Source organism: Streptomyces sp. NPDC030840 (assembly GCF_055572015.1).
Genome location: NZ_JBVIEE010000003.1, coordinates 26,907 through 50,760, shown reverse-complemented (window position 1 = coordinate 50,760; position 23,854 = coordinate 26,907). Strand labels below are relative to the sequence as shown.

The 23,854-nt window shown below is 70.6% G+C and carries 17 protein-coding genes and 6 tRNA genes; 12 read left to right on the top strand and 11 right to left on the bottom strand.

What is annotated here, in order from left to right; genetic code table 11:
- The first annotated feature begins 8 nt into the window (after positions 1 to 8).
- Positions 9 to 1,073 (top strand): phosphoribosylformylglycinamidine cyclo-ligase, encoded by a 1,065-nt coding sequence (gene purM / locus ACZ49J_RS07500; protein ID WP_467446552.1) that lies wholly within the window; start codon positions 9 to 11, stop codon positions 1,071 to 1,073.
- Between the two features lie 80 nt (positions 1,074 to 1,153).
- Here the strand turns inward: purM and ACZ49J_RS07495 are convergent, their stop codons facing one another.
- Positions 1,154 to 1,405, bottom strand: coding sequence for a DUF3073 domain-containing protein (locus ACZ49J_RS07495; protein WP_467446550.1), 252 nt, complete (start codon positions 1,403 to 1,405; stop codon positions 1,154 to 1,156).
- A gap of 313 nt (positions 1,406 to 1,718) precedes the next feature.
- Positions 1,719 to 2,819, bottom strand: coding sequence for a Leu/Phe/Val dehydrogenase (locus ACZ49J_RS07490; protein ID WP_467446549.1), 1,101 nt, complete (start codon positions 2,817 to 2,819; stop codon positions 1,719 to 1,721).
- A 245-nt stretch (positions 2,820 to 3,064) separates the two neighbouring features.
- On the opposite strand from ACZ49J_RS07490, the gene ACZ49J_RS07485 reads away from it, so the two are divergent.
- On the top strand, positions 3,065 to 3,907 hold the full coding sequence (locus ACZ49J_RS07485) for a DUF8083 family protein (RefSeq protein WP_467446548.1): 843 nt from the start codon (positions 3,065 to 3,067) through the stop codon (positions 3,905 to 3,907).
- A gap of 604 nt (positions 3,908 to 4,511) precedes the next feature.
- Entirely contained in the window at positions 4,512 to 4,718 is a 207-nt protein-coding gene (gene bldC, locus ACZ49J_RS07480; RefSeq protein ID WP_003949541.1) for a developmental transcriptional regulator BldC, read from the top strand.
- Between the two features lie 572 nt (positions 4,719 to 5,290).
- Here bldC and ACZ49J_RS07475 read toward each other — a convergent pair.
- The 6 genes from ACZ49J_RS07475 to ACZ49J_RS07450 all read right to left on the bottom strand — a co-directional run bounded on the left by ACZ49J_RS07475 (position 5,291) and on the right by ACZ49J_RS07450 (position 12,232).
- Positions 5,291 to 5,578, bottom strand: a complete 288-nt coding sequence (locus ACZ49J_RS07475) for a DUF6274 family protein (protein WP_467446546.1) — start codon at positions 5,576 to 5,578, stop codon at positions 5,291 to 5,293.
- A 294-nt stretch (positions 5,579 to 5,872) separates the two neighbouring features.
- A tRNA-Asp gene (locus tag ACZ49J_RS07470) sits at positions 5,873 to 5,947 on the bottom strand.
- 127 nt (positions 5,948 to 6,074) lie between these two features.
- Positions 6,075 to 10,064, bottom strand: a complete 3,990-nt coding sequence (gene hrpA / locus ACZ49J_RS07465; RefSeq protein ID WP_467446545.1) for an ATP-dependent RNA helicase HrpA — start codon at positions 10,062 to 10,064, stop codon at positions 6,075 to 6,077.
- Positions 10,065 to 10,153: 89 nt separating this feature from the next.
- Positions 10,154 to 11,068, bottom strand: coding sequence for a TolB family protein (locus ACZ49J_RS07460; protein ID WP_467446543.1), 915 nt, complete (start codon positions 11,066 to 11,068; stop codon positions 10,154 to 10,156).
- 184 nt (positions 11,069 to 11,252) lie between these two features.
- The gene (locus ACZ49J_RS07455; RefSeq protein WP_467446542.1) at positions 11,253 to 11,792 is read right to left on the bottom strand and encodes a hypothetical protein; all 540 of its coding nucleotides are present in this window, start codon (positions 11,790 to 11,792) and stop codon (positions 11,253 to 11,255) included.
- 89 nt (positions 11,793 to 11,881) lie between these two features.
- Positions 11,882 to 12,232: a metallopeptidase family protein gene (locus ACZ49J_RS07450; RefSeq protein ID WP_190194089.1), complete on the bottom strand. Its 351-nt coding sequence runs from the start codon at positions 12,230 to 12,232 to the stop codon at positions 11,882 to 11,884.
- A 191-nt stretch (positions 12,233 to 12,423) separates the two neighbouring features.
- Between ACZ49J_RS07450 and ACZ49J_RS07445 the strand changes: the two genes are divergently transcribed.
- From ACZ49J_RS07445 to ACZ49J_RS07405, 9 genes are all read left to right on the top strand, one after another.
- Positions 12,424 to 14,076, top strand: coding sequence for a metallophosphoesterase family protein (locus ACZ49J_RS07445; RefSeq protein ID WP_467446540.1), 1,653 nt, complete (start codon positions 12,424 to 12,426; stop codon positions 14,074 to 14,076).
- 80 nt (positions 14,077 to 14,156) lie between these two features.
- Positions 14,157 to 14,229, top strand: a tRNA-Glu gene (locus ACZ49J_RS07440).
- 49 nt (positions 14,230 to 14,278) lie between these two features.
- Positions 14,279 to 14,353: transfer RNA gene (locus ACZ49J_RS07435), tRNA-Asp, on the top strand.
- 24 nt (positions 14,354 to 14,377) lie between these two features.
- Positions 14,378 to 14,451 (top strand) — tRNA-Phe (locus ACZ49J_RS07430).
- A gap of 309 nt (positions 14,452 to 14,760) precedes the next feature.
- Positions 14,761 to 16,938: a DEAD/DEAH box helicase gene (locus tag ACZ49J_RS07425; protein WP_467446539.1), complete on the top strand. Its 2,178-nt coding sequence runs from the start codon at positions 14,761 to 14,763 to the stop codon at positions 16,936 to 16,938.
- 320 nt (positions 16,939 to 17,258) lie between these two features.
- Positions 17,259 to 19,328, top strand: coding sequence for an FG-GAP repeat domain-containing protein (locus ACZ49J_RS07420; RefSeq protein WP_467446538.1), 2,070 nt, complete (start codon positions 17,259 to 17,261; stop codon positions 19,326 to 19,328).
- A 48-nt stretch (positions 19,329 to 19,376) separates the two neighbouring features.
- Positions 19,377 to 20,912: an amino acid permease gene (locus ACZ49J_RS07415; RefSeq protein WP_467446537.1), complete on the top strand. Its 1,536-nt coding sequence runs from the start codon at positions 19,377 to 19,379 to the stop codon at positions 20,910 to 20,912.
- Positions 20,913 to 21,139: 227 nt separating this feature from the next.
- A tRNA-Lys gene (locus ACZ49J_RS07410) sits at positions 21,140 to 21,212 on the top strand.
- Between the two features lie 246 nt (positions 21,213 to 21,458).
- A complete protein-coding gene (locus tag ACZ49J_RS07405) occupies positions 21,459 to 21,752 on the top strand; it encodes a hypothetical protein (protein WP_467446536.1) in 294 nt (97 codons plus the stop codon).
- Positions 21,753 to 21,830: 78 nt separating this feature from the next.
- Here ACZ49J_RS07405 and ACZ49J_RS07400 read toward each other — a convergent pair.
- From ACZ49J_RS07400 to ACZ49J_RS07390, 3 genes are all read right to left on the bottom strand, one after another.
- Positions 21,831 to 21,904 (bottom strand) — tRNA-Met (locus tag ACZ49J_RS07400).
- A 78-nt stretch (positions 21,905 to 21,982) separates the two neighbouring features.
- Positions 21,983 to 22,576: an antibiotic biosynthesis monooxygenase gene (locus tag ACZ49J_RS07395; protein WP_467446535.1), complete on the bottom strand. Its 594-nt coding sequence runs from the start codon at positions 22,574 to 22,576 to the stop codon at positions 21,983 to 21,985.
- Between the two features lie 65 nt (positions 22,577 to 22,641).
- Positions 22,642 to 23,790, bottom strand: coding sequence for a dihydrofolate reductase family protein (locus ACZ49J_RS07390; protein WP_467446534.1), 1,149 nt, complete (start codon positions 23,788 to 23,790; stop codon positions 22,642 to 22,644).
- Between the last annotated feature and the right edge of the window lie 64 nt (positions 23,791 to 23,854).

The window sequence follows — 23,854 nt, the reverse complement described above, 5'->3', positions numbered from 1 at the left end:
CCTTTGCCATGTCTGAGACCGGTGCCAGCTACGCAGCCGCGGGCGTCGACATCGAGGCGGGCGACCGCGCCGTCGAGCTGATGAAGGAGTGGGTGAAGAAGACCCGCCGCCCCGAGGTTTTGGGCGGCCTCGGCGGCTTCGCCGGACTCTTCGACGCCTCCGCCCTCAAGAACTACGAGCGCCCGCTGCTCGCCTCCGCCACGGACGGCGTGGGCACGAAGGTGGACATCGCCCGGCAGCTCGGCGTGTACGACACGATCGGCCACGACCTGGTCGCGATGGTCATGGACGACATCGTGGTGTGCGGGGCCGAGCCGCTGTTCATGACTGACTACATCTGCGTCGGCAAGGTCCACCCCGAGCGGGTGGCGGCCATCGTCAAGGGCATCGCCGAGGGCTGTGTGCTGGCCGGCTGCGCCCTGGTGGGCGGCGAGACGGCCGAGCACCCCGGCCTGCTGGGTCCGGACGACTTCGACGTCGCCGGGGCCGGTACGGGCGTCGTGGAGGCCGACCGGCTGCTGGGCCCGGATCGTATCCGTAAGGGTGACGCGGTCGTCGCGATGGCGTCCTCCGGGCTTCACTCGAACGGGTACTCGCTGGTCCGGCACGTCCTGCTGAACCAGGCGGGCCTGTCCCTGGACGCGCGGATCGACGAGCTCGGCCGCACGCTCGGCGAGGAACTGCTGGAGCCCACGAAGATCTACTCGCTGGACTGCCTGGCACTGATCCGCGCCACCGAGGTGCACGCCTTCAGCCACGTCACTGGCGGCGGACTCGCGGCGAACCTCGCCCGCGTCATCCCCGACGGCCTGCACGCGGTCGTGGACCGCTCCACCTGGACCCCGGCACCGGTGTTCGACCTCGTCGGCCGCACCGGCGACGTCGAGCGGCTGGAGCTGGAGAAGACCCTGAACATGGGCGTCGGCATGATCGCGCTCGTGCCCGAGGGATCGGTGGACGTCGCCCTGGCGACCCTCGCCGACCGCGGGGTCGACGCGTGGATCGCGGGTGAGATCACCGACCGCGACGAGCACGCGACGGGCGCGGCCCTGGTCGGGGACTACTCCGGCTGACGCAAGGCCGGACGGATGACCGACAGCACAGAACCCGGTCCGTGGCTGGGCCACGGACCGGGTGGAGACTCAGTGCAGGGTCAAGCGCCGCGGCGCTGCTGCGCGGAATTGTCGCCCTCGTCCTCGTCGTCGTCCTCGTAGAGGTCGGCGTACCGGGAGTACAGGTCGTCGTCGTCATGCTCATCGTCCTCGAAACGGTCGCCGTTCGGCGACTGGTTCGACGTCGATGCGCCCAGCTCCTCGGCCAGGCGTGAGAGGTCAGTCCCACCGCTGTTGTACTTCAGCTGGCGGGCGACCTTCGTCTGCTTGGCCTTGGCCCGGCCGCGCCCCATGGCTCGACCCCCTCAACGACGGGGCTCGACGGCCCCAGAGTCTTGACGCGTTCATGATCTGGAACGGGCTCTCCGTGGAGAGACCGTCCGTAGGGCTTCCACGGTACCTGAGCCCGCGCCCATACGGTACGTCGCCCGCAGGAGAGCCGTGTGCCCAGGGCCTTCGAGGCGCCCTGTCCTCGCTGGTCAGTGGCGATTTTAACCACTTCTTGGCGGACGACCCGCCGACGGACGTGAGAGTTCTCTCTAAGTGCCCCCCGGCAGGTACCGGCCAAACCCGTGGGGGCACCCTCGCGGGCGCCCCCACGGAATCTCAGCGTCCGCGTGCCGAGGGCGCCTCGTGCATCCGCTGCTCGGCGATCCGGTCGGCTGCGGCGGCCGGTGGGATGCCGTCTTGATTCGCACGTGCGAAGATTTCGAGCGTGGTGTCGTAGATCTTCGCGGCCTTCGCCCTGCACCGCTCGAAGTCGAACCCGTGCAGCTCGTCGGCCACCTGGATGACCCCGCCGGCGTTCACCACGTAGTCCGGCGCGTAGAGGATCCCCCGGTCGGCGAGGTCCTTCTCGACGCCCGGGTGCGCGAGCTGGTTGTTCGCCGCGCCGCAGACCACCCTGGCGGTGAGCACGGGCACGCTGTCGTCGTTCAGGGCGCCGCCCAGCGCGCAGGGGGCGTAGATGTCGAGGCCCTCCACGCGGATCAGCGCGTCCGTGTCGGCGACGGCCCGGACGGACGGGTGGCGCTCGGTGATCCGCCGGACGGCCTCCTCGCGCACGTCCGTGATCACGACCTCGGCGCCCTCGTTCAGCAGGTGCTCCACCAGGTGGTGCCCGACCTTGCCCACGCCCGCGATGCCGACCGTTCGACCGCGCAGTGAGGGGTCGCCCCACAGGTGGTCGGCCGAGGCCCGCATGCCCTGGTAGACGCCGAAGGCGGTCAGCACGGACGAGTCGCCGGCGCCGCCCTTCTCGGGGGAGCGGCCGGTCGTCCAGCGGCACTCACGGGCCACGACGTCCATGTCGGCCACGTACGTGCCGACGTCGCAGGCCGTCACGTACCGCCCGCCGAGCGAGGCCACGAAACGCCCGTACGCCAGCAGCAGCTCTTCGGTCTTGATCTTCTCGGGGTCTCCGATGATCACGGCCTTGCCGCCGCCGTGGTCGAGACCGGCCATGGCGTTCTTGTAGGACATCCCGCGTGCGAGGTTCAGGGCGTCGGCGACGGCCTCGGCCTCGTTGGCGTACGGATAGAAGCGCGTGCCGCCGAGCGCGGGGCCCAGGGCGGTGGAGTGGATGGCGATGACGGCCTTGAGGCCGCTCGCGCGGTCCTGGCAGAGCACGACTTGCTCATGACCCCCCTGGTCCGAGTGGAACAGGGTGCGCAGCACATCAGCAGCCGCGCCGGTTACATCGGTCACGGTGGTGACTCCCGTGGTAAGTAGCGGCGGTTGGGGGCGGGCTCCCGTACGGGTGGCGGGGCCCGTGGCATGAGCGTAGGGCTTGTGTCCGCTCACGATCCGCGCCGTGCTCAGCAGTGTTCAGGATCACCCTCCCGGGGAGTACGTTCGCACATGCGCGTGGGACGATTTGCAGTGTTTCCCCGCCCGCCCGCGCGAGGGACGCGGCCGGGTTTCGTGTCGGGTCCCGTGGGGAGGGAGCAGGCGTGCCCAAGGTGTCCTCGGTGATCGTTCCGTACACGTCGTACCTGCGTGTGTACGAACCGCTGGCCGCCTTCCCCGAGCCCGAACGCAGCCACTGGGCGCGCTACGCGAGGCGTCCGGACCGCCCTTCCTACCAGGACGAACTGCGCCGCTCACTGGAGGACCTGCTGCCCACCCCGCCGGTCCCCGTGCCGGTGCACGAGAGCGGCGACGCGTTCGTGCTGGAGGTCGAGGACGCGGTCTACGTGTGCCCGTGGCGCACCCGCCTGCGCGGCTGGCAGGCGCTCGGCGACCTGGCCGACGAGCTGCCCGCGCCAGTCCTGGACGCGGTGCTGCCGCCGGTCGTGCGCCGCCAGGCCGCCCAGGACTACGAGCGCTGGAGGGAGCGCAACCCCGATGCCCGTCCGTGGATCCGGACCTCGACCTGGCATGTGCCGCTGAACTGGTTCGTGCTGGTGGGGGACGAGGAGCGGCGCTACGACAAGGGGTCGGACGCGGTTCCGCCGGCGCTGCGGTACCGGACGCCGATGGTGCAGGCGCGGCGGCGGGTGGCCCGGGGGCTCAAGGCGATGCGGGACATGATCGACGAGGGGCCGCTGATCGACGGCCTGGTGGACGTGGGGCGCTGGCTGGAGGAGTTCCACCCGCGCTCGCTGGTCGAGCTGGACTACGGCGGCCTGGTGCACGTGCTGCCCGCCGACCAGCTCGACGGGGATCACTCGGCCGCGGACGTGGCCGAGGGCATCGAGGCACTGCGCACCGGGGACGAGGGGGCCGCCGGGGAGGCGTACGGGCGTCTGGTGGAGCGCTGGCGGGCCGTACGGGACCGGCGTTCGGCGAACTGACCCCTCAGACGCGAGGCGCGCGGCGGCCCGAGCCACAGAGTTGGCGATCTGTGATGGAAAGAGCTTTCCGCGAACTGTGATGTCATGGTGAACTATCGACCCTTGGCCCAGGCTTGACGCACCGAAGCGCGCGTTGGGGGGCGACGGGGGACGTAGAGGTCCTGATCCGGTCTTTTGTAGCAAGCAGTCGTGAAGCGTGACGGACTGCACTTACAAGGGTCTTGCCTCTTACGCCCCTCCTCATGCCAAAATAGGACAAGGAGTCCGGGGGAGACTTCTTCTGCCCATCTATGGGCGGAATCTCAGCATTGCACGCTATGGGGGGTCTGGTGACTCCTGATCGCCACTGTGACTGATCGTCACAGTGGCGTGACTGTCCGCTATGGCATAGTCCATCGGCTTCCGTCGCTGATGAACACCTGGAGGGGCAATTCCATCGGTTTGGCCGACGCGGCTGGACAGATGGTGTAGTTGTAGTGCCGAGGACAAGCCGTTCGTCCTATAACCGACTCGACTCGCGTCCGCCATTTCGGGCAACGCGGGTCAAGGTGCAGAATTTAGAGGAAAGAACCGAGAAGGTTCGGTTCTCCCGAGGAGGCCGCTCATGACCGCTCGCACCCCTGATGCCGAGCCGCTGCTGACCCCGGCTGAGGTCGCCACCATGTTCCGTGTGGACCCGAAGACGGTCACGCGGTGGGCGAAGGCCGGCAAGCTCACGTCCATCCGTACGCTCGGCGGGCACCGCCGTTACCGCGAGGCTGAGGTCCGCGCACTGCTCGCGGGCATTCCGCAGCAGCGCAGCGAGGCCTGAACCATCGCATAACCGGGCGCATCGGCTGTTCCCCCAATATGTCGAGCCGCCCAATCCACAGCTCCAAGCGACGCGGGATCCTGCCCCAACAGGGCCCACGCCCAAGCTCTTCGGAACCGCCCGGGACTCCCTGGCGGACCACATCTGCAGGCATGTGACAAGGGTGCGTCGTCGATCGCGCTGGACTCCGCCGGGTCCAGCGCGATCTTTTTTGTGCGCGGACGCGGGTCGTGTTCGCGCGTGACGGTCGCGGGTGGGCCGTGTGCGGGGCTTGTGGGGGCTTCGACTGCCGCTCTGTGCGCGAGCCTGTCGGACTCTGGGGAGGGGTGTCGGATCTCCGCCGGGACGCCTCGGTCAGTGGTGCAATTGCACATATTAAATTGACCTGTTGTAGGAGGCTGGTAAGTTCCGCCATTTTGGGAACTCAGCGGGTGACACCCGTCACATGTCGGGATGCTTGTTGTTGGTGGCGCATCTGCGCTATTGGGGGCGGCAGTTGAGCCTTCGGAACGCAGGGGGGCGCCGCGGGTTCCTCGGGCCCCCGCGGGCTGGGTATCCCGGATCGGTGTCCGTCACGCCTTGGAAAGGCGCTGTGGGGTGCGCGGGGTGGGGGCCTGGCGGGGCAGGGGCGGGCCGGGGGAGCGGGAGGAGCGGGAGGACGAGGGCGCGTCGTCCTCGTCGGCCGTCTGCGGTTCGTCCTCCCCCGGTTGCCCCGGTTGCCGCCGCTCCCCCGGCTCCATGGCCAGCCGCAGCAGCCGGTGGCAGATCGGGCAGTGCCGCGTCACATGGCGGTACGAGGAGGCGGCCGACAGGTGGGCACGGAGCAACGCGCGAGTCTCGTGCCGAGCGGACGCCGCCATACGCCACCTCCGGGTCGGAAAGCCCTTGTTGTCTGGAGTACCCATGGAATGTGACGCCGTCAAGACGCGCGGGGCCCATGCCGCGGGGCTCCGCCCCTCAGGTACGGGTGGTGGCTGGGGCGGGTGGAGTGCGTGTCGGCGGGTGGGGTGCGTGCCGACGGGTGAGGGCTGTTCGCGCGGTTCCCCGCGCCCCTGAGGGGCGCGGAGGCGAGACGCGACCCGGTGACCCGGGCGGGAGCCGCCGGAACGGCGAAGGGCCCGCACCCTTGACAGGTGCGGGCCCTTCGATCAATGCGGTCCTGACGGGATTTGAACCCGCGGCCTCCACCTTGACAGGGTGGCGAGCACTCCAAACTGCTCCACAGGACCTGGAGCCCCTCCCAGGCCCTTAAGGCACTGGGGGAGTTTCGCGGCGCCATTCGTGCGTTGCGCTGCGAGAAGAGACTGTACAGGAGGGTGAGCCCCCCGGTCGAACTCACCCACCGTACCCGCACGGTCACGGCACGGCGGCGTCGATGGCCTTCACGATCCGCTTGTCGGAGACGGGGTACGCCGTGCCCAGCGCATGGGCGAAGTAGCTCACGCGCAGCTCCTCGATCATCCAGCGGATGTCCAGGACGGAGGACGGCACCGGACGGCCCCGCGGCATCTGCTCCAGCAGCCAGGCGTACTCGTCCTGCATCTCGTGGACCTTCTCCATACGCGTGGTGTCCCGCTGGACGTTCGTCGGCATCTGCTGCAGCCGCCGGTCCGCGGCCACCAGATAGCGCATCAGGTCCGGCAGGCGCCGCAGCCCCGCCTCCGTCACGAAGCCGGGCCTCACGAGGGCGTCCAGCTGCTTCCGCACGTCCTGGAGGTTCGGCAGCAGCGCGGGGCTGCGTACGGCCTTCAGACGGCGCTCACAGGCCTGCCAGGCGGCGAGCACCTGCTGCACCTGGCCGACCGTACGGACCGTGGTGTCGACGATCTCGGCGCGCACCTTGTCGTACAGCTTCCGGTACGACGACTCGTCCCAGGCCGGTCCGCCGAGGTCCCCCATCAGCTTGTCGGCCGCGGCCATCGCGCAGTCGTCGAAGAGGGCCTGGATGGAGCCGTGGGGGTTCGCGGACAGGGCGAGCTTCTGGGGGTTCGTCAGCTTCTCCGAGGCGAACTTCGCCGGGTTGACCGGGATGTTGCGCAGGATCAGCCGTCGCGTGCCCTTCCACATGGCCTCGGCCTGTTCCTCCTCCGTGTCGAAGAGGCGGACCGAGACCGTGTCGCCGTCGTCCACCAGCGCCGGGTACGCCTTGACCGGCTGACCGGCGCGACGGGTCTCGAAGACGCGGGTGAGGGAGCCGATCGTCCAGTCGGTCAGGCCGGTGCGCTCCAGGGACTCCCCGCCCTGGCGCTCCGCCGTGGCCGCGGCCGCCTGCGAGATGGCCTTCCTCGCCTTCGGCCTCAGCCGGAGCTTGAGGGCCTCCAGATCCTTGTCCTCGGCCAGCTTGCGGCGGCGCTCGTCCACGATCCGGAACGTGACGCGCAGGTGGTCCGGCACCTTCGCCCAGTCGAAGTCCTCGGCCTCGAAGGGGACACCGACCATGCGCTTCAGCTCGCGCGCCATGGTGGCCGTGAGCGGCTCCTGCGAGGGCACCGCCGTGTCGAGGAACCGCTTCGCGAAGTTCGGCGCCGGCACGTAGTTGCGGCGGATCGGCTTCGGGAGGGAGCGGATGAGCTCCGTGACGAGTTCTTCCCGCAGGCCCGGGATCTGCCAGTCGAAGCCCTCGTCGGTGACCTGGTTCAGCACCTGGAGCGGGACGTGGACGGTCACGCCGTCGGCGTCCGCGCCCGGCTCGAACTGGTACGTGACACGGAACTTCAGCTGCCCCTGCCGCCACGAGTCCGGATAGTCCGCCTTGGTGACCGCCTCCGCCGACTCGCGGATGAGCATCTCCCGCTCGAAGTCGAGGTAGTCGGGCTGCTCGTGCCGCTTGCGCTTCCACCAGGAGTCGAAGTGGGCGCCGGAGACCACGTGTTCGGGCACGCGCTGGTCGTAGAAGTCGAACAGGGTCTCGTCGTCGACCACGATGTCCCGGCGCCGCGCCCGGTGCTCCAGTTCCTCGACCTCGCTGAGGAGCCTGCGGTTGTCGGCGAAGAACTTGTGGTGCGTGCGCCAGTCACCCTCGACCAGGGCGTTGCGAATGAAAAGTTCGCGGCTCGCCTCCGGGTCGATCCGGCCGTAGTTCACCTTGCGCTGGGCGACGATCGGGACGCCGTACAGGGTGACCTTCTCGTACGCCATGACCGCGGCCTGGTCCTTCTCCCAGTGCGGCTCGCTGTACGTGCGCTTCAGCAGGTGCTCGGCGAGGGGCTCGACCCACTCGGGCTCGATGCGCGCGTTGACACGGGCCCAGAGGCGGGAGGTCTCCACCAGCTCCGCCGACATCACGAAGCGCGGGGGTTTCTTGAAGAGGGCGGAGCCCGGGAAGATGGCGAACTTGGCGTTGCGGGCGCCCAGGTACTCGTTCCGGCCGCCGTCCTTGCGCGCGCCCGGGCCCGAGTCCTTGGAGTCCTTCACGTCCTTCATGCCGATGTGCGAGAGCAGGCCGGCGAGGAGCGAGACGTGGATGCGGTCGGCTGGGGCGTCAGTTCCAGCCGAGGGCTCCCCGAGGTGGATGCCCATCTGCTTGGCGACGGTCCTCAACTGCGAGTAGATGTCCTGCCACTCGCGGATCCGCAGGAAGTTCAGGTACTCCTGCTTGCACATACGGCGGAAGGACGAGGACCCGCGCTCCTTCTGCTGCTCGCGGATGTACCGCCAGAGGTTCAGGTACGCGAGGAAGTCGCTGGTCTCGTCCTTGAAGCGGGCGTGCTGCTGGTCGGCCTGGGCCTGTTTGTCGGCGGGGCGCTCGCGCGGGTCCTGGATGGACAGCGCGGCGGCGATCACCATGACCTCGCGCACGCAGCCGTTCTTGTCGGCCTCCAGGACCATGCGGGCCAGCCGCGGGTCCACGGGCAGCTGGGCGAGCTTGCGGCCGGTGTCGGTGAGCCGCTTGCGGGGGTCCTTCTGGGCCGGATCGAGGGCTCCCAGCTCCTGGAGGAGTTGGACGCCGTCGCGGATGTTGCGGTGGTCCGGCGGGTCGATGAACGGGAACTTCTCGATGTCGCCGAGGCCGGCCGCGGTCATCTGGAGGATGACGGACGCCAGGTTCGTACGGAGGATCTCGGCGTCCGTGAACTCCGGGCGGGCCAGGAAGTCGTCCTCGCTGTACAGCCGGACGCAGATGCCGTCGCTCGTACGGCCGCAGCGGCCCTTGCGCTGGTTGGCGCTGGCCTGCGAGATCGGCTCGATGGGCAGGCGCTGGACCTTCGTGCGGTGGCTGTAGCGCGAGATGCGGGCGAAGCCGGGGTCGATGACGTACTTGATGCCCGGGACGGTCAGGGAGGTCTCGGCGACGTTCGTGGCGAGGACGATCCGGCGGCCGGTGTGCGGCTGGAAGACGCGGTGCTGCTCGGCGTGGGACAGCCGGGCGTACAGCGGCAGGATCTCCGTGAATCTGTACTGCTTCTTCGTCAGCGCGTCGGCCGTGTCGCGGATCTCGCGCTCGCCGGAGAGGAAGACGAGGATGTCGCCCTTGCCCTCGGCCATCAGCTCCTCGACCGCGTCCGTGATCGCGGTGATCTGGTCGCGGTCGGCGTCGTCGGAGTCCTCTTCGAGGAGGGGGCGGTAGCGCACCTCCACGGGGTACGTCCGGCCGCTGACCTCGACGATCGGCGCGTCGCCGAAGTGGCGGGAGAAGCGCTCGGGGTCGATGGTCGCGGACGTGATGACGACCTTCAGGTCCGGCCGCTTCGGCAGCAGCTGGGACAGGTACCCCAGCAGGAAGTCGATGTTGAGGGACCGCTCGTGGGCCTCGTCGATGATGATCGTGTCGTAGGCGCGCAGCTCGCGGTCCGTCTGGATCTCGGCGAGCAGGATGCCGTCCGTCATCAGCTTGACGAAGGTGGCGTCCGGGTTCACCTGATCGGTGAAGCGCACCTTCCAGCCGACGGACTCACCCAGGGGTGTGTCCAGCTCCTCCGCCACGCGCTCGGCGACGGTCCGCGCGGCGATACGGCGGGGCTGGGTGTGCCCGATCATGCCGCGGACGCCCCGGCCCAGCTCCATACAGATCTTCGGGATCTGCGTGGTCTTGCCGGAGCCCGTCTCACCGGCGACGATCACGACCTGGTGGTCGCGGATGGCCTCGGCGATCTCGTCCTTCTTCTGGCTGACGGGGAGTTGCTCGGGGTACGTGACGGCGGGCACGCGGGCACGCCGTTCGGCCATCCGGTCCTCGGCCTTCGCCACCTCCGCCTCGATCTCGGCGAGGACGGCGGCGCGGGCCTCCGGCTTACGGATCTTGCGCGCGCCCTCGAGCCTGCGCCCGAGCCGGTGCGCGTCGCGCAGGGACAGCTCGGCCAGGCGGGGGGCGAGGGCGCCGAGGGCGGGGGCAGGATGCGTAGACATACGCGGTCCAGGATCTCACCTCGCCGAAATTGCTGGCGAACGCTTTTGCGCTCCGTGGGGCCGCACGCCCCACGGAGCGCCTGGCTGGGTCAGCCGCGGATCCAGTCCGTCAGGGTCACCGGGCCGTCGGAGAGGACACGGACGTCCGTACCGTCGTACACGTAGGTGTGGACCGTGTCGGTGGCGACGTCGACGGCGGTGAAGGCGATCCGGGTGCCGTCCGGGGAGTACACCGCGGTCCGGGGGTAGGAGAGGCCCGTGGTGGGGACGAAGGTGACGGCGCCGGTGGTGACGTCGACGATCCGGACGTTGTCCGGGGTGGTGTACACGAGGCGCTGCCCGTCCGGCGACCAGTCGGCCGGGTCCTCCCAGAGCTGGTGGTCCGTCGTCACCTGGCGGACCGCGCGGGTGGCCAGGTCCAGCACGTAGAGGTCGCTGCCGGACTCCCAGCCCTCCTCGCTCTCCCACTGGGTGGTGCGGTGGAAGGCGATGCTCCGGCCGTCGGGCGAGAACGTGCCCCGGCTGCCGAAGGGAGTGAGGATCTCCTGGCCGCTGCCGTCCTCCTTGATCCATTCCAGGCCGCGCGGGCTGTCGTAGACGATCCGCTTGCCGTTCGGGGACCAGTCGGGGTGGGCCACGTAGGGGGCGTGGTTCGTTTCGGGCTGCACGCCCTCGGCCAGGAGGCGCTGTCCGCTGCCGTCGGGTCTGGAGACCACCAGGTCGCGCGCGTACATGCACCCCTCGGTCTGCGGGATGCACGTGTCGTCGACGCGGATGTACGCCACGCGTGAGCCGTCCGGTGTGAGGACGCCGTCCTCGCCCTGGGCGAGGGTCCCGGTGGGCTGCCCGCTCACCGGGTCCATCGTGAACACGGTGCTGGGCGTGGCGCCCCAGTCGGTGGCGGTGATCCGGCCCGCCCCGGACTCCGCCTGAGCACCTCCGGCCAGCGGCAGCCCCATCGCCACGGCCAGCCCCACACTCAACGCAACGCGCGAAAGACGCACCTGCGTCCCCTCCTCGAGTTCTCGAGTTCGTCGATCCCGGGCCGGCGATTCCGGCTCCGTTGATCAAGCGCGGGGAGACCGGGGAACGTCACAGGGCAGGCGGTGGCTGCCCGGCGTTCATCTGTGAAGTCACCCATGGTCTGCGCGGGGTTCACGCGAGCCCATGGGTACGTCCCGGTGCGCCCTACGCCGCTTCCCCCGCCCGGGGCGCCGGTTCGCGGTCCACCAGTTGGGTGTTCTGCTCGTGGGCCGAGGACGACGGTTCCGCCGTGGAGGGCTGCGGGGCCGGGGACTCCGGCTCCTTCGTGGGTGGGGGCTGCTCCTCCGTGCGCGTGGGGGTCGGCTCCTCCTTCGGCGGCTCGGGCCGCTGCGGCCCGCCGTTCTTTCCGCCGCCCTTTCCGCCCTTTCCGCCCTTGCCGTCCTTCGCGGTCGCTCCCGGGGACGGCTTCTCGGTCCCGGAAGCGGAGGCCGAGGGGTCCGCGGAGGCGGACTTCGACTTGTGGGGTTCGGCGGCCGTGTCCCTCTTCTCACGTCCGCCCTGGTACCCGGCACCGGCACCGCCGGGCCAGCCCGGTCCGCCGTCCGGCTCCTCGCCGCCCCGCTGCCGGGCCGAGTGCGAGGGCCCCGGCCCGGCCCCGTCGTCGCCCACGCTCACACAGCCGGCGGCAGCGGCGACGGCCATGACCGTGGCGGCCAGACGGACGGGTACGTACAAGGCGCGCACGGGCAGCCACCTCCGAGGGCGGACGGGAGAAGTCAACCTGCCCAACTCCCGCCGCCCACAAGAGGACACGCGCACCGGGCGAGCGTGGCTCAGCCGTAACCGAGCGCGTGCAGCCGCTCGTCGTCGATCCCGAAGTGATGTGCGATCTCGTGCACGACGGTCACCTCGGTCTCCGCGACCACGTCCTCGCGCGTCTCGCACATCCGCAGCGTCGGCCCCCGGTAGACGGTGATCCGGTCCGGCAGCACCCCCGCGTACCACTCGCCGCGGTCTGTCAGCGGAGTCCCCTCGTACAGCCCGAGCAGCTCGGGGTCGTCCGCGGGCGGCTCGTCCTCGACGAACACCGCCACGTTGTCCATCAGCCGCGTCAGCTCCGGTGGAATCCGGTCCAGCGCCTCGGCGACCAGCTCCTCGAACTCCTCGCGCGTCATCTCCAGCACACGGCCATTGTCAGGTACGGCACTCCCGTACGAGAGCCGGAAACCTCGTGCAAACCGTCGTACGACGATCAGAAGGCGACACGACCGGGCTGAAAACGGACGTGCGACGGGCGTACGACGGACGTGCGACGGACGTACGAGGTCACACGCCGCACCGCATATCCGCCCCGGCACCTGGGCATACGGGACCAATGGCTCGCGTCCCCGCCACCGCTGCCGCCGCCCTGCGCCGCGTACGACAGTCGCCCGGCGCCCTGGCCCGCCGGTACCGAGCGCGCCGGTCGCACCCGGCCGTCGAACTCGTCCCCCAGCCCCACCCCTGGACCCGCGTCCTCGGCCTCGTCGCCGTCGTGCTGCTCGGCGCCTGGCTGGGCCTGCTGATCGTGGGGAACGTCCGCGCGCCGGTCGGGCCCATGAACACCACGATGACCCTGCGCCCCTCCCTCGACGGCGGCACGAAGATCAACGTCTCTCCGCTCGGCGCCCTGGAGCTGCGCAGCCATGTCGCGCCCGTCCGCCTCGACGTGAACGTGGACCAGCTCGACCCGGTCCGCGCCCAGGCCCTGGTCGACCACCCCGAGCGGATCTCCGGCCTCCAGGACGAGATCGCGAGCGACGTCCAGCACGGCACGCTCGACCTGGCCCTGCGCTCCTGCGTGGCCGTGGTCTCGGGGGCCACCGCACTCGGCCTCGCCGTCTACCGCCGCCCGCGCCGCGCCCTCGCCGCCGGCGGCCTCGCCCTGGGTCTGCTCGCCGCGTCCGGCGGCACGGCCTTCGCCACCTGGAACCCGAACTCCGTCCTGGAGCCCAAGTTCTCCGGGCTGCTGTCCTCCGCGCCCTCCGTCGTCGGCAACGCGCGCAGCATCGTCACGGAGTTCGACGTCTACCAGAAGGAGTTGGCGCGCCTGGTGACGAACGTCACCAAGCTCTACGACGCCACGTCCACCCTCCCCGCGTACGCGCCCGACCCGAGCACGATCCGGGTCCTGCACGTGTCCGACATCCACCTCAACCCGGCGAGCTGGAAGATCATCGCCTCGCTGGTCGAGCAGTACGACATCGACGTCATCGTCGACTCCGGCGACACCATGGACCACGGGACCGCGGCCGAGAACGGCTTCCTGGACCCGATCGCGAACCTCGGTGCGCCGTACGTGTGGGTGCGCGGCAACCACGACTCGATGATCACCCAGCAGTACCTGGAGGACATGAAGAACGTGCACGTCCTGGACCAGGGCCGGGCGGTCTCGGTGGCCGGGCTGCGCTTCGCCGGCATGGGCGACCCGCAGTTCACGCCGGACCGCTCGAAGAACCCCGGGCAGCTTCCGTCGGAGGAGCTGGCCGGCGCCCGGCTGGCGTCCGCGTTGCGGGACCAGGAGGCGGCGGGCACGCCGGTGGACGTGGCCATCGCCCACAACCCGGACGCGGCCCGCCAGACGGACGGCGAGGTCCCGCTGGTCCTGGCCGGGCACCTCCACCACCCGGAGATGGAGGTCATGAAGTACGGCACACGGCTGCGCATCGAGGGCTCGACGGGCGGCAGCGGGCTGCGGGCGCTGGAGCAGCAGTACCCCGATCCGATCGAGGCCTCGGTGCTCTACCTGGACCGGGACACCCGCCGCCTCCAGGCCTGGGACGAGATCAAGCTGGGCGGCCTGGGCCTGACCACGGCCGAGGTCAGCCGCCATCTGCCGAAGGAGAACAAGCCCGGGGCGACGCCGTCCCCGACCCGGTCCTCACCTTCTGCTTCGCCTTCCTCGACCGCCTCCCCGCCCTCGTCCCCGGCGCCGTCGTCGCCCGCGTCTCCGGGCCCGTCCGGCAGCCCGTCGCGGACCGGGCCGTAAACCGTTTTGGCGAACCCTCGCCGCATCCCATATGCTTCTCACGTCCCCGACGCGCTGAGAAGCGCCCAGGCGGGCCGATAGCCCTCATCGTCTAGCGGCCTAGGACGCCGCCCTTTCAAGGCGGTAGCACGGGTTCGAATCCCGTTGGGGGCACGTAACACGGTGTGCGACACTGAGCTGGTTGGTTCGCACACAACAGCAAGGTCCTGTGGAGCAGTTTGGAGTGCTCGCCACCCTGTCAAGGTGGAGGCCGCGGGTTCAAATCCCGTCAGGACCGCTGGAGTTCCGCGAGGGACTCCGTGGCTGGGTAGCTCAGTTGGTACGAGCGTCCGCCTGAAAAGCGGAAGGTCGCCGGTTCGACCCCGGCCCCAGCCACACCGCCCGAAGGCCCCGTCCGAGTGGATGGGGCCTTCGACATACGCCCACCCGTACGCCAACGGGTGAACAGGCTCTCCATCAGAGGCAACCCTGTGTCCTGACCTGCAGCGACGGGGCCAGTTTGCCTACGGGGGTGGAGGGTGCGTATGGTGGTAGATCGTTTGATCCCATTTGCCCGGCGCCACCATGACGCGCCGCGTGTGGCGCGTACTCTCCCTTGCCGTGGCCGGACCGCATTGAGGCGGTTGATTGCGACTTTCACGGAGTTTGGGCGCGTGCCGAGAACTCCGGAAGGTTTGCTTTCGCATGTCCGTCACCAGTACTGATCACGTCGTCCTGCCCGAGGGCGGGGACGAGACCGCCGCTCCCGAGGTCACCTTCGCCGACCTGGGGCTGCCCGAGGCCGTCGTCCGCAAGCTCGCGCAGAACGGGGTGACCGTTCCGTTCCCGATCCAGGCCGCGACCATCCCGGACGCGCTGGCGGGCAAGGACATCCTCGGCCGCGGGCGCACCGGCTCCGGCAAGACGCTCTCCTTCGGTCTGCCGACCCTGGCCACGCTGGCCGGCGGCCACACCGAGAGGAAGAAGCCGCGGGCGGTCATCCTCACCCCCACCCGTGAGCTCGCCATGCAGGTCGCGGACGCGCTGCAGCCGTACGGGGACGTCCTCGGGCTGAAGATGAAGGTCGTCTGCGGCGGTACGTCGATGGGGAACCAGATCTACGCCCTGGAGCGCGGGGTCGACATCCTCGTCGCCACCCCCGGCCGCCTGCGCGACATCATCAACCGCGGTGCCTGCTCCCTCGAGAACACGCAGATCGCCGTCCTCGACGAGGCCGACCAGATGTCCGACCTGGGCTTCCTGCCCGAGGTCACCGAGCTGCTCGACCAGGTGCCGGCCGGCGGCCAGCGCATGCTCTTCTCCGCGACCATGGAGAACGAGATCGCCACGCTCGTCCAGCGCTACCTCAACGACCCGGTCAGCCACGAGGTGGACGCGGCCCAGGGCGCGGTGACGACCATGTCGCACCACATCCTGATCGTGAAGCCCAAGGACAAGGCGCCCGTCACGGCGGCCATCGCCTCCCGCAAGGGGCGGACGATCATCTTCGTGCGGACCCAGCTGGGCGCCGACCGTGTCGCCGAGCAGCTGCGGGACGCCGGGGTGAAGGCCGACGCCCTGCACGGCGGCATGACCCAGGGCGCGCGGACGCGGACGCTGGCCGACTTCAAGGACGGGTACGTGAACGTGCTGGTCGCGACCGATGTCGCGGCGCGCGGTATCCACGTGGACGGCATCGACCTGGTCCTGAACGTCGACCCCGCGGGTGACCACAAGGACTACCTGCACCGGGCCGGGCGTACGGCGCGCGCCGGGCGTACGGGCACCGTGGTGTCCCTCTCCCTCCCGCACCAGCGCCGTCAGATCTTCCGGCTGATGGAGGACGCGGGCGTCGACGCCTCGCGCCACCTCATCCAGGGCGGTGCGGCCTTCGACGCGGAGGTCGCCGAGATCACTGGCGCCCGGTCGATGACCGAGGTCCAGGCGGAGTCCGCCGGGAACGCCGCCCAGCAGGCCGAGCGTGAAGTCGCTCACCTCACCAAGCAGTTGGAGCGCGCCACGCGTCGCGCCGCCGAACTGCGCGAGGAGGCCGACCGGCTGGTCGTCCGGGTCGCCCGCGAGCGGGGCGAGGACCCGTCCCAGGCGCTCGCGGAGGCGCGGGGCGAGACGGTGGCCGAGGCCCCTGCTGTGGCCGAGACCGCCGAGGGCACGCAGAACCGTGAGGTCATCGTGCCGGCGCAGCTCGCGGCCCAGGACGTGGAGCGGATCGAGCGGGACTCTGCTTCGCCGGAGCGGCCCGTGTCCGAGCGTTCCTCGTACGAGCGTCCCTCGTACGAGCGGCGTGAGCGCCGGGACGACCGGGGTGAGCGCGGCGAGCGCGGCGGTTTCAGCAGGGACAACCGGGATCGCGACCGTGACCGGGACCGTGGCTTCGAGCGCGGTGGGCGTGGCTTCGAGCGCCGGGACGGCGAGCGGGGCGGGTTCCGCCGGGACGACCGTCGTGACGACCGGGGCGGGTTCAACCGTGACCGGGACCGCGACCGTGGCGGGCGTTCCTTCGAGCGCCGCGACGACCGCGGCGGTTTCCGCCGGGACAACGACCGTGGTGGCTTCCGCCGGGACGACCGTCGCGACGAGCGCGGTGGGCGTGGCTTCGAGCGCCGGGACGGCGAGCGGGGCGGGTTCCGCCGGGACGGTGACCGTGGGTTCGACCGTGGTGGGCGTTCCTTCGACCGGCGTGACGACCGAGGCGGCCACCGCGGCAGCGACCGGCCGTTCAACCGTGACCGCCAGGGCGACCGCCCCTCCGGTGGCTACCGCTCCGGGGGCCACGACCGGCCGCACGGCCGCCGTGACGACCACCGTGGCTCCGGTTCCTTCAACCGCCGCGAGGACAAGCCGCGCTGGAAGCGCAACGGCTGACGCCGGCTGACACAGATCGTCCCTGAGGGGCCCGTACGACTCCGGTCGTACGGGCCCCTCTCGGCGTTGCCGCGGGGCGCGCGCGGGGGTCTGTCGAAGGCGCCTCCCGAAGTGGAGAAGACTCTCCCAGGGCGCTCAATCCACTACCTGGACCTGTGACGGTTGTTAACATCCCCTGGCTCGCATGGCGTGCGTGGCCCGGGGGGAATTCGACGCGGCCGCCGCCATGCCTTTCTCGTATCCCTGGGGAGGGACCCTTGACCCGGCGTGTACGCACACGCTCTTCCACGGCCCGGTGTGGCCGTGTCGCATTCACTCTGATGGGCCTGGCCGCCTTCGGCGCCGGCTCCCTGACCACCGCGGTCCCGGCGGCCGCGGACACCGGCCCGACGCCCGTACGGACCGACGGCGTGTGGGGCGTCGACTACGCGGGCGGTGTCCTCACCACGGTGGAGACCGCCCCGAGCGGCGCCCAGTTCGTCACCAACCGCCAGGTCTCCGCGGACGGTTCCACGGCGGGCGGGAAGGACACCCGCGGGTACGCCGGCACGTTCGCCGACGGCGACCACGTGCAGCGGGCGCCGTGCGACGCCGGTGCCTGCGTGCCGCTGCGGGGCGCCGGGAACGGCGACGTCGGCTACTTCTTCGTCGACGACGGCAAGGAGCGCGCACAGATCCGGCTGAGCAGCGACAGCTACCACTCGACGGGCGAACCCGCCGTGACCGGCGGCCGGTTCGTGGACGTCACCGGCCGGTACTACGTCTACAACGCGGCCTCGACCGGCAAGCAGCACGTCGACGCCGTCCAGGAGATGCGGACGCACGACGTGCGCATGACCCGGGCCGTCACCGCCGCCTCCGTGTGGGGCGCGCGGCTGTACACGCCGGGATCCGGCGCCGGTACCGTCACCGCCTACGACCTGGAGCAGGACCAGACCGTGGAGACGCTCGCCACGGGCGCGCCCTGCACGGTCAAGGAGCTTCAGGTGGTGGGCCGCTGGGTCTACTGGAACTGCGGCGCGACCGGCGCGGCGGGCGTGTACGACCGTACAACCAAGAAGAAGATCACCGTGCCGTCCGGGCGCGCGCTCGTCGGCGACGGCTACCTGGTCCGGCACGACCGGACGGCCGGAAAGCTGCTGCTCACCGACTTCCACACCGGGACGGCCGCGGCCGCGCGCGAGATCGCCGACCTCCCGGCCGGGAACACCGCGGACCAGCGGCGGCAGACCTGGACCGTGGACAAGTTCGGCGGGGACATCGCGTACGTCGACGCGGACAAGGCTGTGCACATCGTGCAGAGCGGGGTGCCCTCGCAGCCGCTGGCGAAGATCGAGTCGGAGGTGGACACCGCCTTCCTGGACGCCAAGACCTCGGCCTGGGGCAGCAGCTGGCAGCTGAACAAGCCGGCCACCTGGACCTTCACGGCGAAGGACGCTCTCGGTCGTGCCGCGTACACCGTCACCGGCAGCGGCACCGCGGTCGAGGTGATGTGGAACGGGAAGACGAACGCGGGGACGTACGCCCGCAACGGGAACTACACCTGGACCCTGACGGCCAGGTCGACCGAGGGCGGCGGTACGTACACCGCCGGCGGCGACATCGAGCTCACCGGCGGCCTCCCGGCCCACCACGACCAGGGCGGCCGGGGCTACGGCGAGCTGGTCACGCTCAACTCCTCGGGCGGCCTGACGCTGCACTACACCGAGGGCGCCGGCACCTTCGCCTTCAAGCGGTCGGCCTCCGGCTGGCCGGCGGGCACCGTCGCGGTCCCCTTCGGCGACATGGGTAGCGACCGGTGCGCCGAGATGCTGGTGCGCATGCCGAACGGCGAGCTGCGCCGGTACGCGGGCAAGTGCGGTGCCTCGTACACCCCGTCGAGCAGCCACACCTCGCTCGGCACGGGCTGGAAGGCGTACGACGTGCTGACCTCGCCCGGCGATCTGACCGGTGACGGGCGGGCCGATCTGCTGGCGCGCAAGGCGTCGACCGGTGACCTCTTCCTGTTCGCGAACGACGGCGCGGGCAAGCTGAAGGCCGGCGTCACGATCCGTGCGGGCTGGGCGGGTTACACGAAGGTCGTGGGCGCCGGCGACCTGACCGGCGACGGTTTCGGTGACGTGCTGGCGCGGGACCGGGCCGGGACGCTGTGGCGCTTCGACGGTACGGGGACGGGGCTGCTGAAGGACCGGGTGAAGGTCTTCTCCGACTGGGGCGGGTCGTACAACGCGATCGTCGGCGTCGGCGACATCACCGGGGACGGCAGGAACGACCTGGTCGCCCGGGACACCGCGGGCAACCTGTACCGCAACAACGGCACCGGCGGGGGGTCGTTCGGGGCACGGGTGAAGATCGCGAGCGGCTGGCAGGGATACAAGGGCGTTTTCTAGCCAAGTTGTGATGCATGTCATGCCCCCGGCGAGGGAATCGCTGGGGGCATGACAGATGACGCCAGAGCGAGTGGGCTGTCTGACGAAGAGCGGCTGGCCCAGCTCGGTTACACGCAGGTTCTCGCCCGCCGCATGTCGGCGTTCTCCAACTACGCGGTCTCGTTCACGATCATCTCGGTCCTGTCGGGCTGCCTCACCCTCTACCTCTTCGGCATGAACACGGGCGGCCCGGCGGTCATCACCTGGGGCTGGGTCGCGGTCGGCCTGATGACGCTCTTCGTGGGACTGTCGATGGCCGAGATCTGTTCGGCGTACCCGACGTCGGCGGGCCTGTACTTCTGGGCGCACCGGCTGGCACCGCGGAGAACCGCCGCGGCCTGGGCGTGGTTCACGGGCTGGTTCAACGTCCTGGGCCAGGTGGCCGTGACGGCCGGCATCGACTTCGGGGCCGCGTCCTTCCTGGGCGCGTACCTGAACCTGCAGTTCGGCTTCGAGGTGACGCCGGGCCGCACGATCCTGCTGTTCGCCGCGATCCTGCTCCTGCACGGCCTGCTGAACACCTTCGGCGTCCGGATCGTGGCCCTGCTCAACAGCGTGAGCGTGTGGTGGCACGTGCTGGGCGTGGCGGTGATCGTGGGCGCGCTCACCTTCGTACCGGACAAGCACCAGTCCGCGTCCTTCGTGTTCGGCGAGTTCGTGAACAACACGGGCTGGGGCAGCGGGGTGTACGTGGTGCTCCTGGGGCTGCTGATGGCCCAGTACACCTTCACCGGGTACGACGCCTCGGCCCATATGACGGAGGAGACCCACGACGCGTCCACGGCGGGCCCGAAGGGGATCGTGCAGTCGATCTGGACGTCGTGGATCGCGGGCTTCGTGCTGCTGCTGGGCTTCACCTTCGCGATCCAGTCGTACCAGGGGGCGCTGGAGTCGCCGACGGGTGCGCCGCCCGCGCAGATCCTGCTCGACGCGCTCGGGGCGACGGCGGGCAAGCTGCTGCTCCTGGTCGTGATCGGGGCGCAGCTGTTCTGCGGGATGGCGTCGGTGACGGCCAACAGCCGGATGATCTACGCCTTCTCGCGCGACGGCGCGCTGCCCTTCTCGCACGTGTGGCACACGGTCAGCCCGCGCACGCGCACGCCCGTGGCGGCGGTGTGGCTGGCGGCCGGGGGTGCGCTGGTGCTGGGCCTGCCGTACCTGATCAACGTCACGGCGTACGCGGCGGTGACGTCCATCGCCGTCATCGGTCTCTACATCGCGTACGTCATCCCGACCCTGCTCCGGCTGCGCAAGGGGGACGGCTTCGAGCGGGGACCGTGGCACCTGGGCCGCTGGTCCCGTGTGGTGGGCGTGGTGTCGGTGGTGTGGGTGGGGGTCATCACGGTCCTCTTCATGCTGCCGCAGGTCTCGCCGGTCACCTGGGAGACGTTCAACTACGCGCCGGTCGCCGTGCTGGTGGTCCTCGGTTTCGCCGCGACCTGGTGGCAGGCCTCGGCCCGCCACTGGTTCCTCAACCCGGAGCACGAACGGACGATCGCCCGCGAGGCGGCACGGGAGGGCGCGCCGGAGCCGGTGGATCCGTAGGGGTACGCCGGCCCCGGTCGCGGGAGAGGGGGCGCGTCGGAGGGCCGACGCGCCCTTCGGCGGCCGTTTCCGGCACCATCCGGGCCGTCCCGCGTCCTTCTTCCGTCCGTTCTGTTCTCCGGCGGGTCTTTTTGCGGGGCTTCGACGCGGCCGGGTCACCGATACCCGATCGGACTCCGGGCCTCGTCCGGCTATGCTCGGGGAGGCAACATCACGCAACACCGCCTGGGCCGTTAGCTCAATTGGCAGAGCAGTGGACTTTTAATCCATTGGTTGTGGGTTCGAGTCCCACACGGCCTACCGGTTGCAGGTGGGGGTAAGCCCCTCTGACCTGCTACGCAGCGCTCGGGTCGGCTTCGGTCGGCTCGGGCGCTGACTCGTTTTCGGGCGTTCGGTCCGCTGGCGCCGGGGAAGCGTCCTTCGGTGAGCGGGCCGGCTCGGGCGCTGTGACGTTCGAGTGAATCGCCGTGGCGCTCGGCGGCGGGCAGCCCGGGGCGCGGCGTGGCGCCTCGGCCCCGGGCGCCGTCTCCCCAAGGATTCGTGCGCGTGGCGCAGACTTTCGAGGAGCTCGTGGGGATGCAGCGCGCGGCGGACGAGGCCCACGCGCGAGTGGAGGCGTTGCGTGAGCAGTACGGTCCCCCGACCGCCCATAAGTGGACCGAGACGCAGACCGAGACGTACGAGACGGCGTGGCGGGCCTGGCGCGACCTCGCCCGGGACGTGCAGGCCGCGGTGACCGAGTACGCGAGCGCGGAGGGGCAGGCGCGCAGCGAGGTCGAGGCGGACGTGAAGAGGGCCGTACGGCATCCCGGGCCGGGGCCCGAGGCGGCAGAGGAGTAGGCGGCGGGGGCGGACCCCCCCCGTGCCCGAAAACACCTGGGGCCGGAACCCTTTCGGATTCCGGCCCCAGGCCTTCAGTAGCGGGGACAGGATTTGAACCTGCGACCTCTGGGTTATGAGCCCAGCGAGCTACCGAGCTGCTCCACCCCGCGTCGGTGAAACCAGTGTACGTCATGCGCGGGACGGCAAGCACACGCGTTGACGTGGCCATGCCCCCCTGGGGCCTCACGTCACCGGGTCACCCGCTCCTCGTACAGCCACCGGCGGAACAGGCGGCTGAGCCCGGGCATGATCACGTAGGTGAGCACCGGGGCCGCGATGAGGGGGAAGAGGGCGGCCTTCAGAGGAAGGGGCAGGGCGGTGGCGTGCGGGGTGACCAGCGCGTTGATGGCGAGGGCGACCGGGAAGGCGCCGAGCATGGTCACCAGCGTCATCTTCCAGCGCGGCGGCGCCTTCACCCGGCGCTGCGGGAGGCTGAACCAGGTCTCCATGCCGGTGGGCTGCTGCTGGGCCTCGGTGACCTGGTGAGCGATGTCACGCACACGGTCCAGCCAGGCCTGGCGCGCCGGCAGCTCCAGCCAGGCGTCCAGCCGTTCCGGGTCGGCGAAGCGCAGGACGCCGTGGTAGACCCGCTGGCCGTGCTGGGGGCGCAGCCAGGTGACGCCCTCGTGGCCGCAGAAGCCCTCGGCGAGGTCGGCGATCTCGTGGGTCAGCTCCTCGAACTCCTCCTGCCGGCCGGGATCGACCTCCCAGCTGTAGACCAGCGTCACCCCTTGGTCCTCGGCACGGTCCAGGGTCGTCATGTCCTCGCGGGGGCGGCTCACAGGGGGCCTCCTTCCGGCTCTCTCGGCTCTCGCGCGAGCACTGGCCGTACGGAGTACCCAGGGCCTCAGGAAGTGAGCAAGTGGCTGTTCGGCGCGGTCGCCCGGGGCTCGTACTCGGGGAGTACGACGACGTCGGCCCCCTCGGCCGTCAGCAGCGCGTTGCCGTCGGCGCCCACGACGAACGTGTCCGGCTCCCGCCACGCGGTGACGACACGCCGTACCCCCGCGTCGAGGATCAGCCGGGCGCACGGGGACGGGCGGGAGGAGCGGCGGGCGCAGGGCTCCAGGCTGCTGTAGACGGTGGCGGTGGCCAGGCGCGGATCGGTGGGGTCCAGCTTGGCCAGGGCCGCCTCCTCGGCGTGGGCCACCGGGTCGCCGCCCTCGCGGGAGTGGGCGCGGGCCAGTTCCGTACCGTCGGCGGCGACGATCACCGCGCCCACGCTGAAGGCCGTCCGTGAGGGAGGGCACTGGGCCGCCAGGTCGCAGGCCAGCTCCAGCCAGTGGCGGTCCGCCGCCGAGGGCCGGCCGCCGGTGCCGGGGACCGTGGGGGCGTACCGGACGAGGACGACGTCGCCGACGGGCCGGGTCTCCAGCAGGCGCAGACGGCTGGTCGGGCCGCCGGGGTAGGCGCCCGTGCCGAACATCCGCGGGGCGTCCGACTGGCCCACGAACAGGGGTGCGACGGCGAGTTGGAGCTCGTCCGCGAGGCCCTCCTGGAGCAGCTGGGTGTGGACCTGGCCGCCGCCCTCCACCATGAGGCGCCGGACGCCGCGTACGGTCCCGAGGTGGTCGAGCACGGTCCGCCACCTCAGCTCGGGGCCGACGGACACGACGTCCACGCCGGCGGGCAGGCCGACGCGGCCGAGGCGTTCGGCGCCCTTGTCCGTGGTGTACGTCACCTTCTCGCCGCCGGTGTGCCAGAAGCGGGCCGTGGGGTCGAGGTCACCGGACGCGGTGACGGTGACCTTCAGCGGGTACTCCGGAAGCCCCGCGGCGACACGGGCCGCGCGCCGCTCGGGCGAGTTCACCAGCAACCGGGGGTTGTCGGTGCGCAGGGTGCCGGCGCCGACCAGGATCGCGTCGCTGGCCGCCCGTACCTCGTCGACCCGGTCGAAGTCGGCCGGGCCGGACAGCAGCAGCCGTTCGGGGCCGGTGTCGTCCAGGTAGCCGTCGAGGGAGACGGCGGCGGACAACAGGACGTAGGGCTGGGGCATGGGGGTCGCTCCCGTGGTCGTGACTGGCGGGACCTGGTTCAACTTTTAAACAATAACTACACTG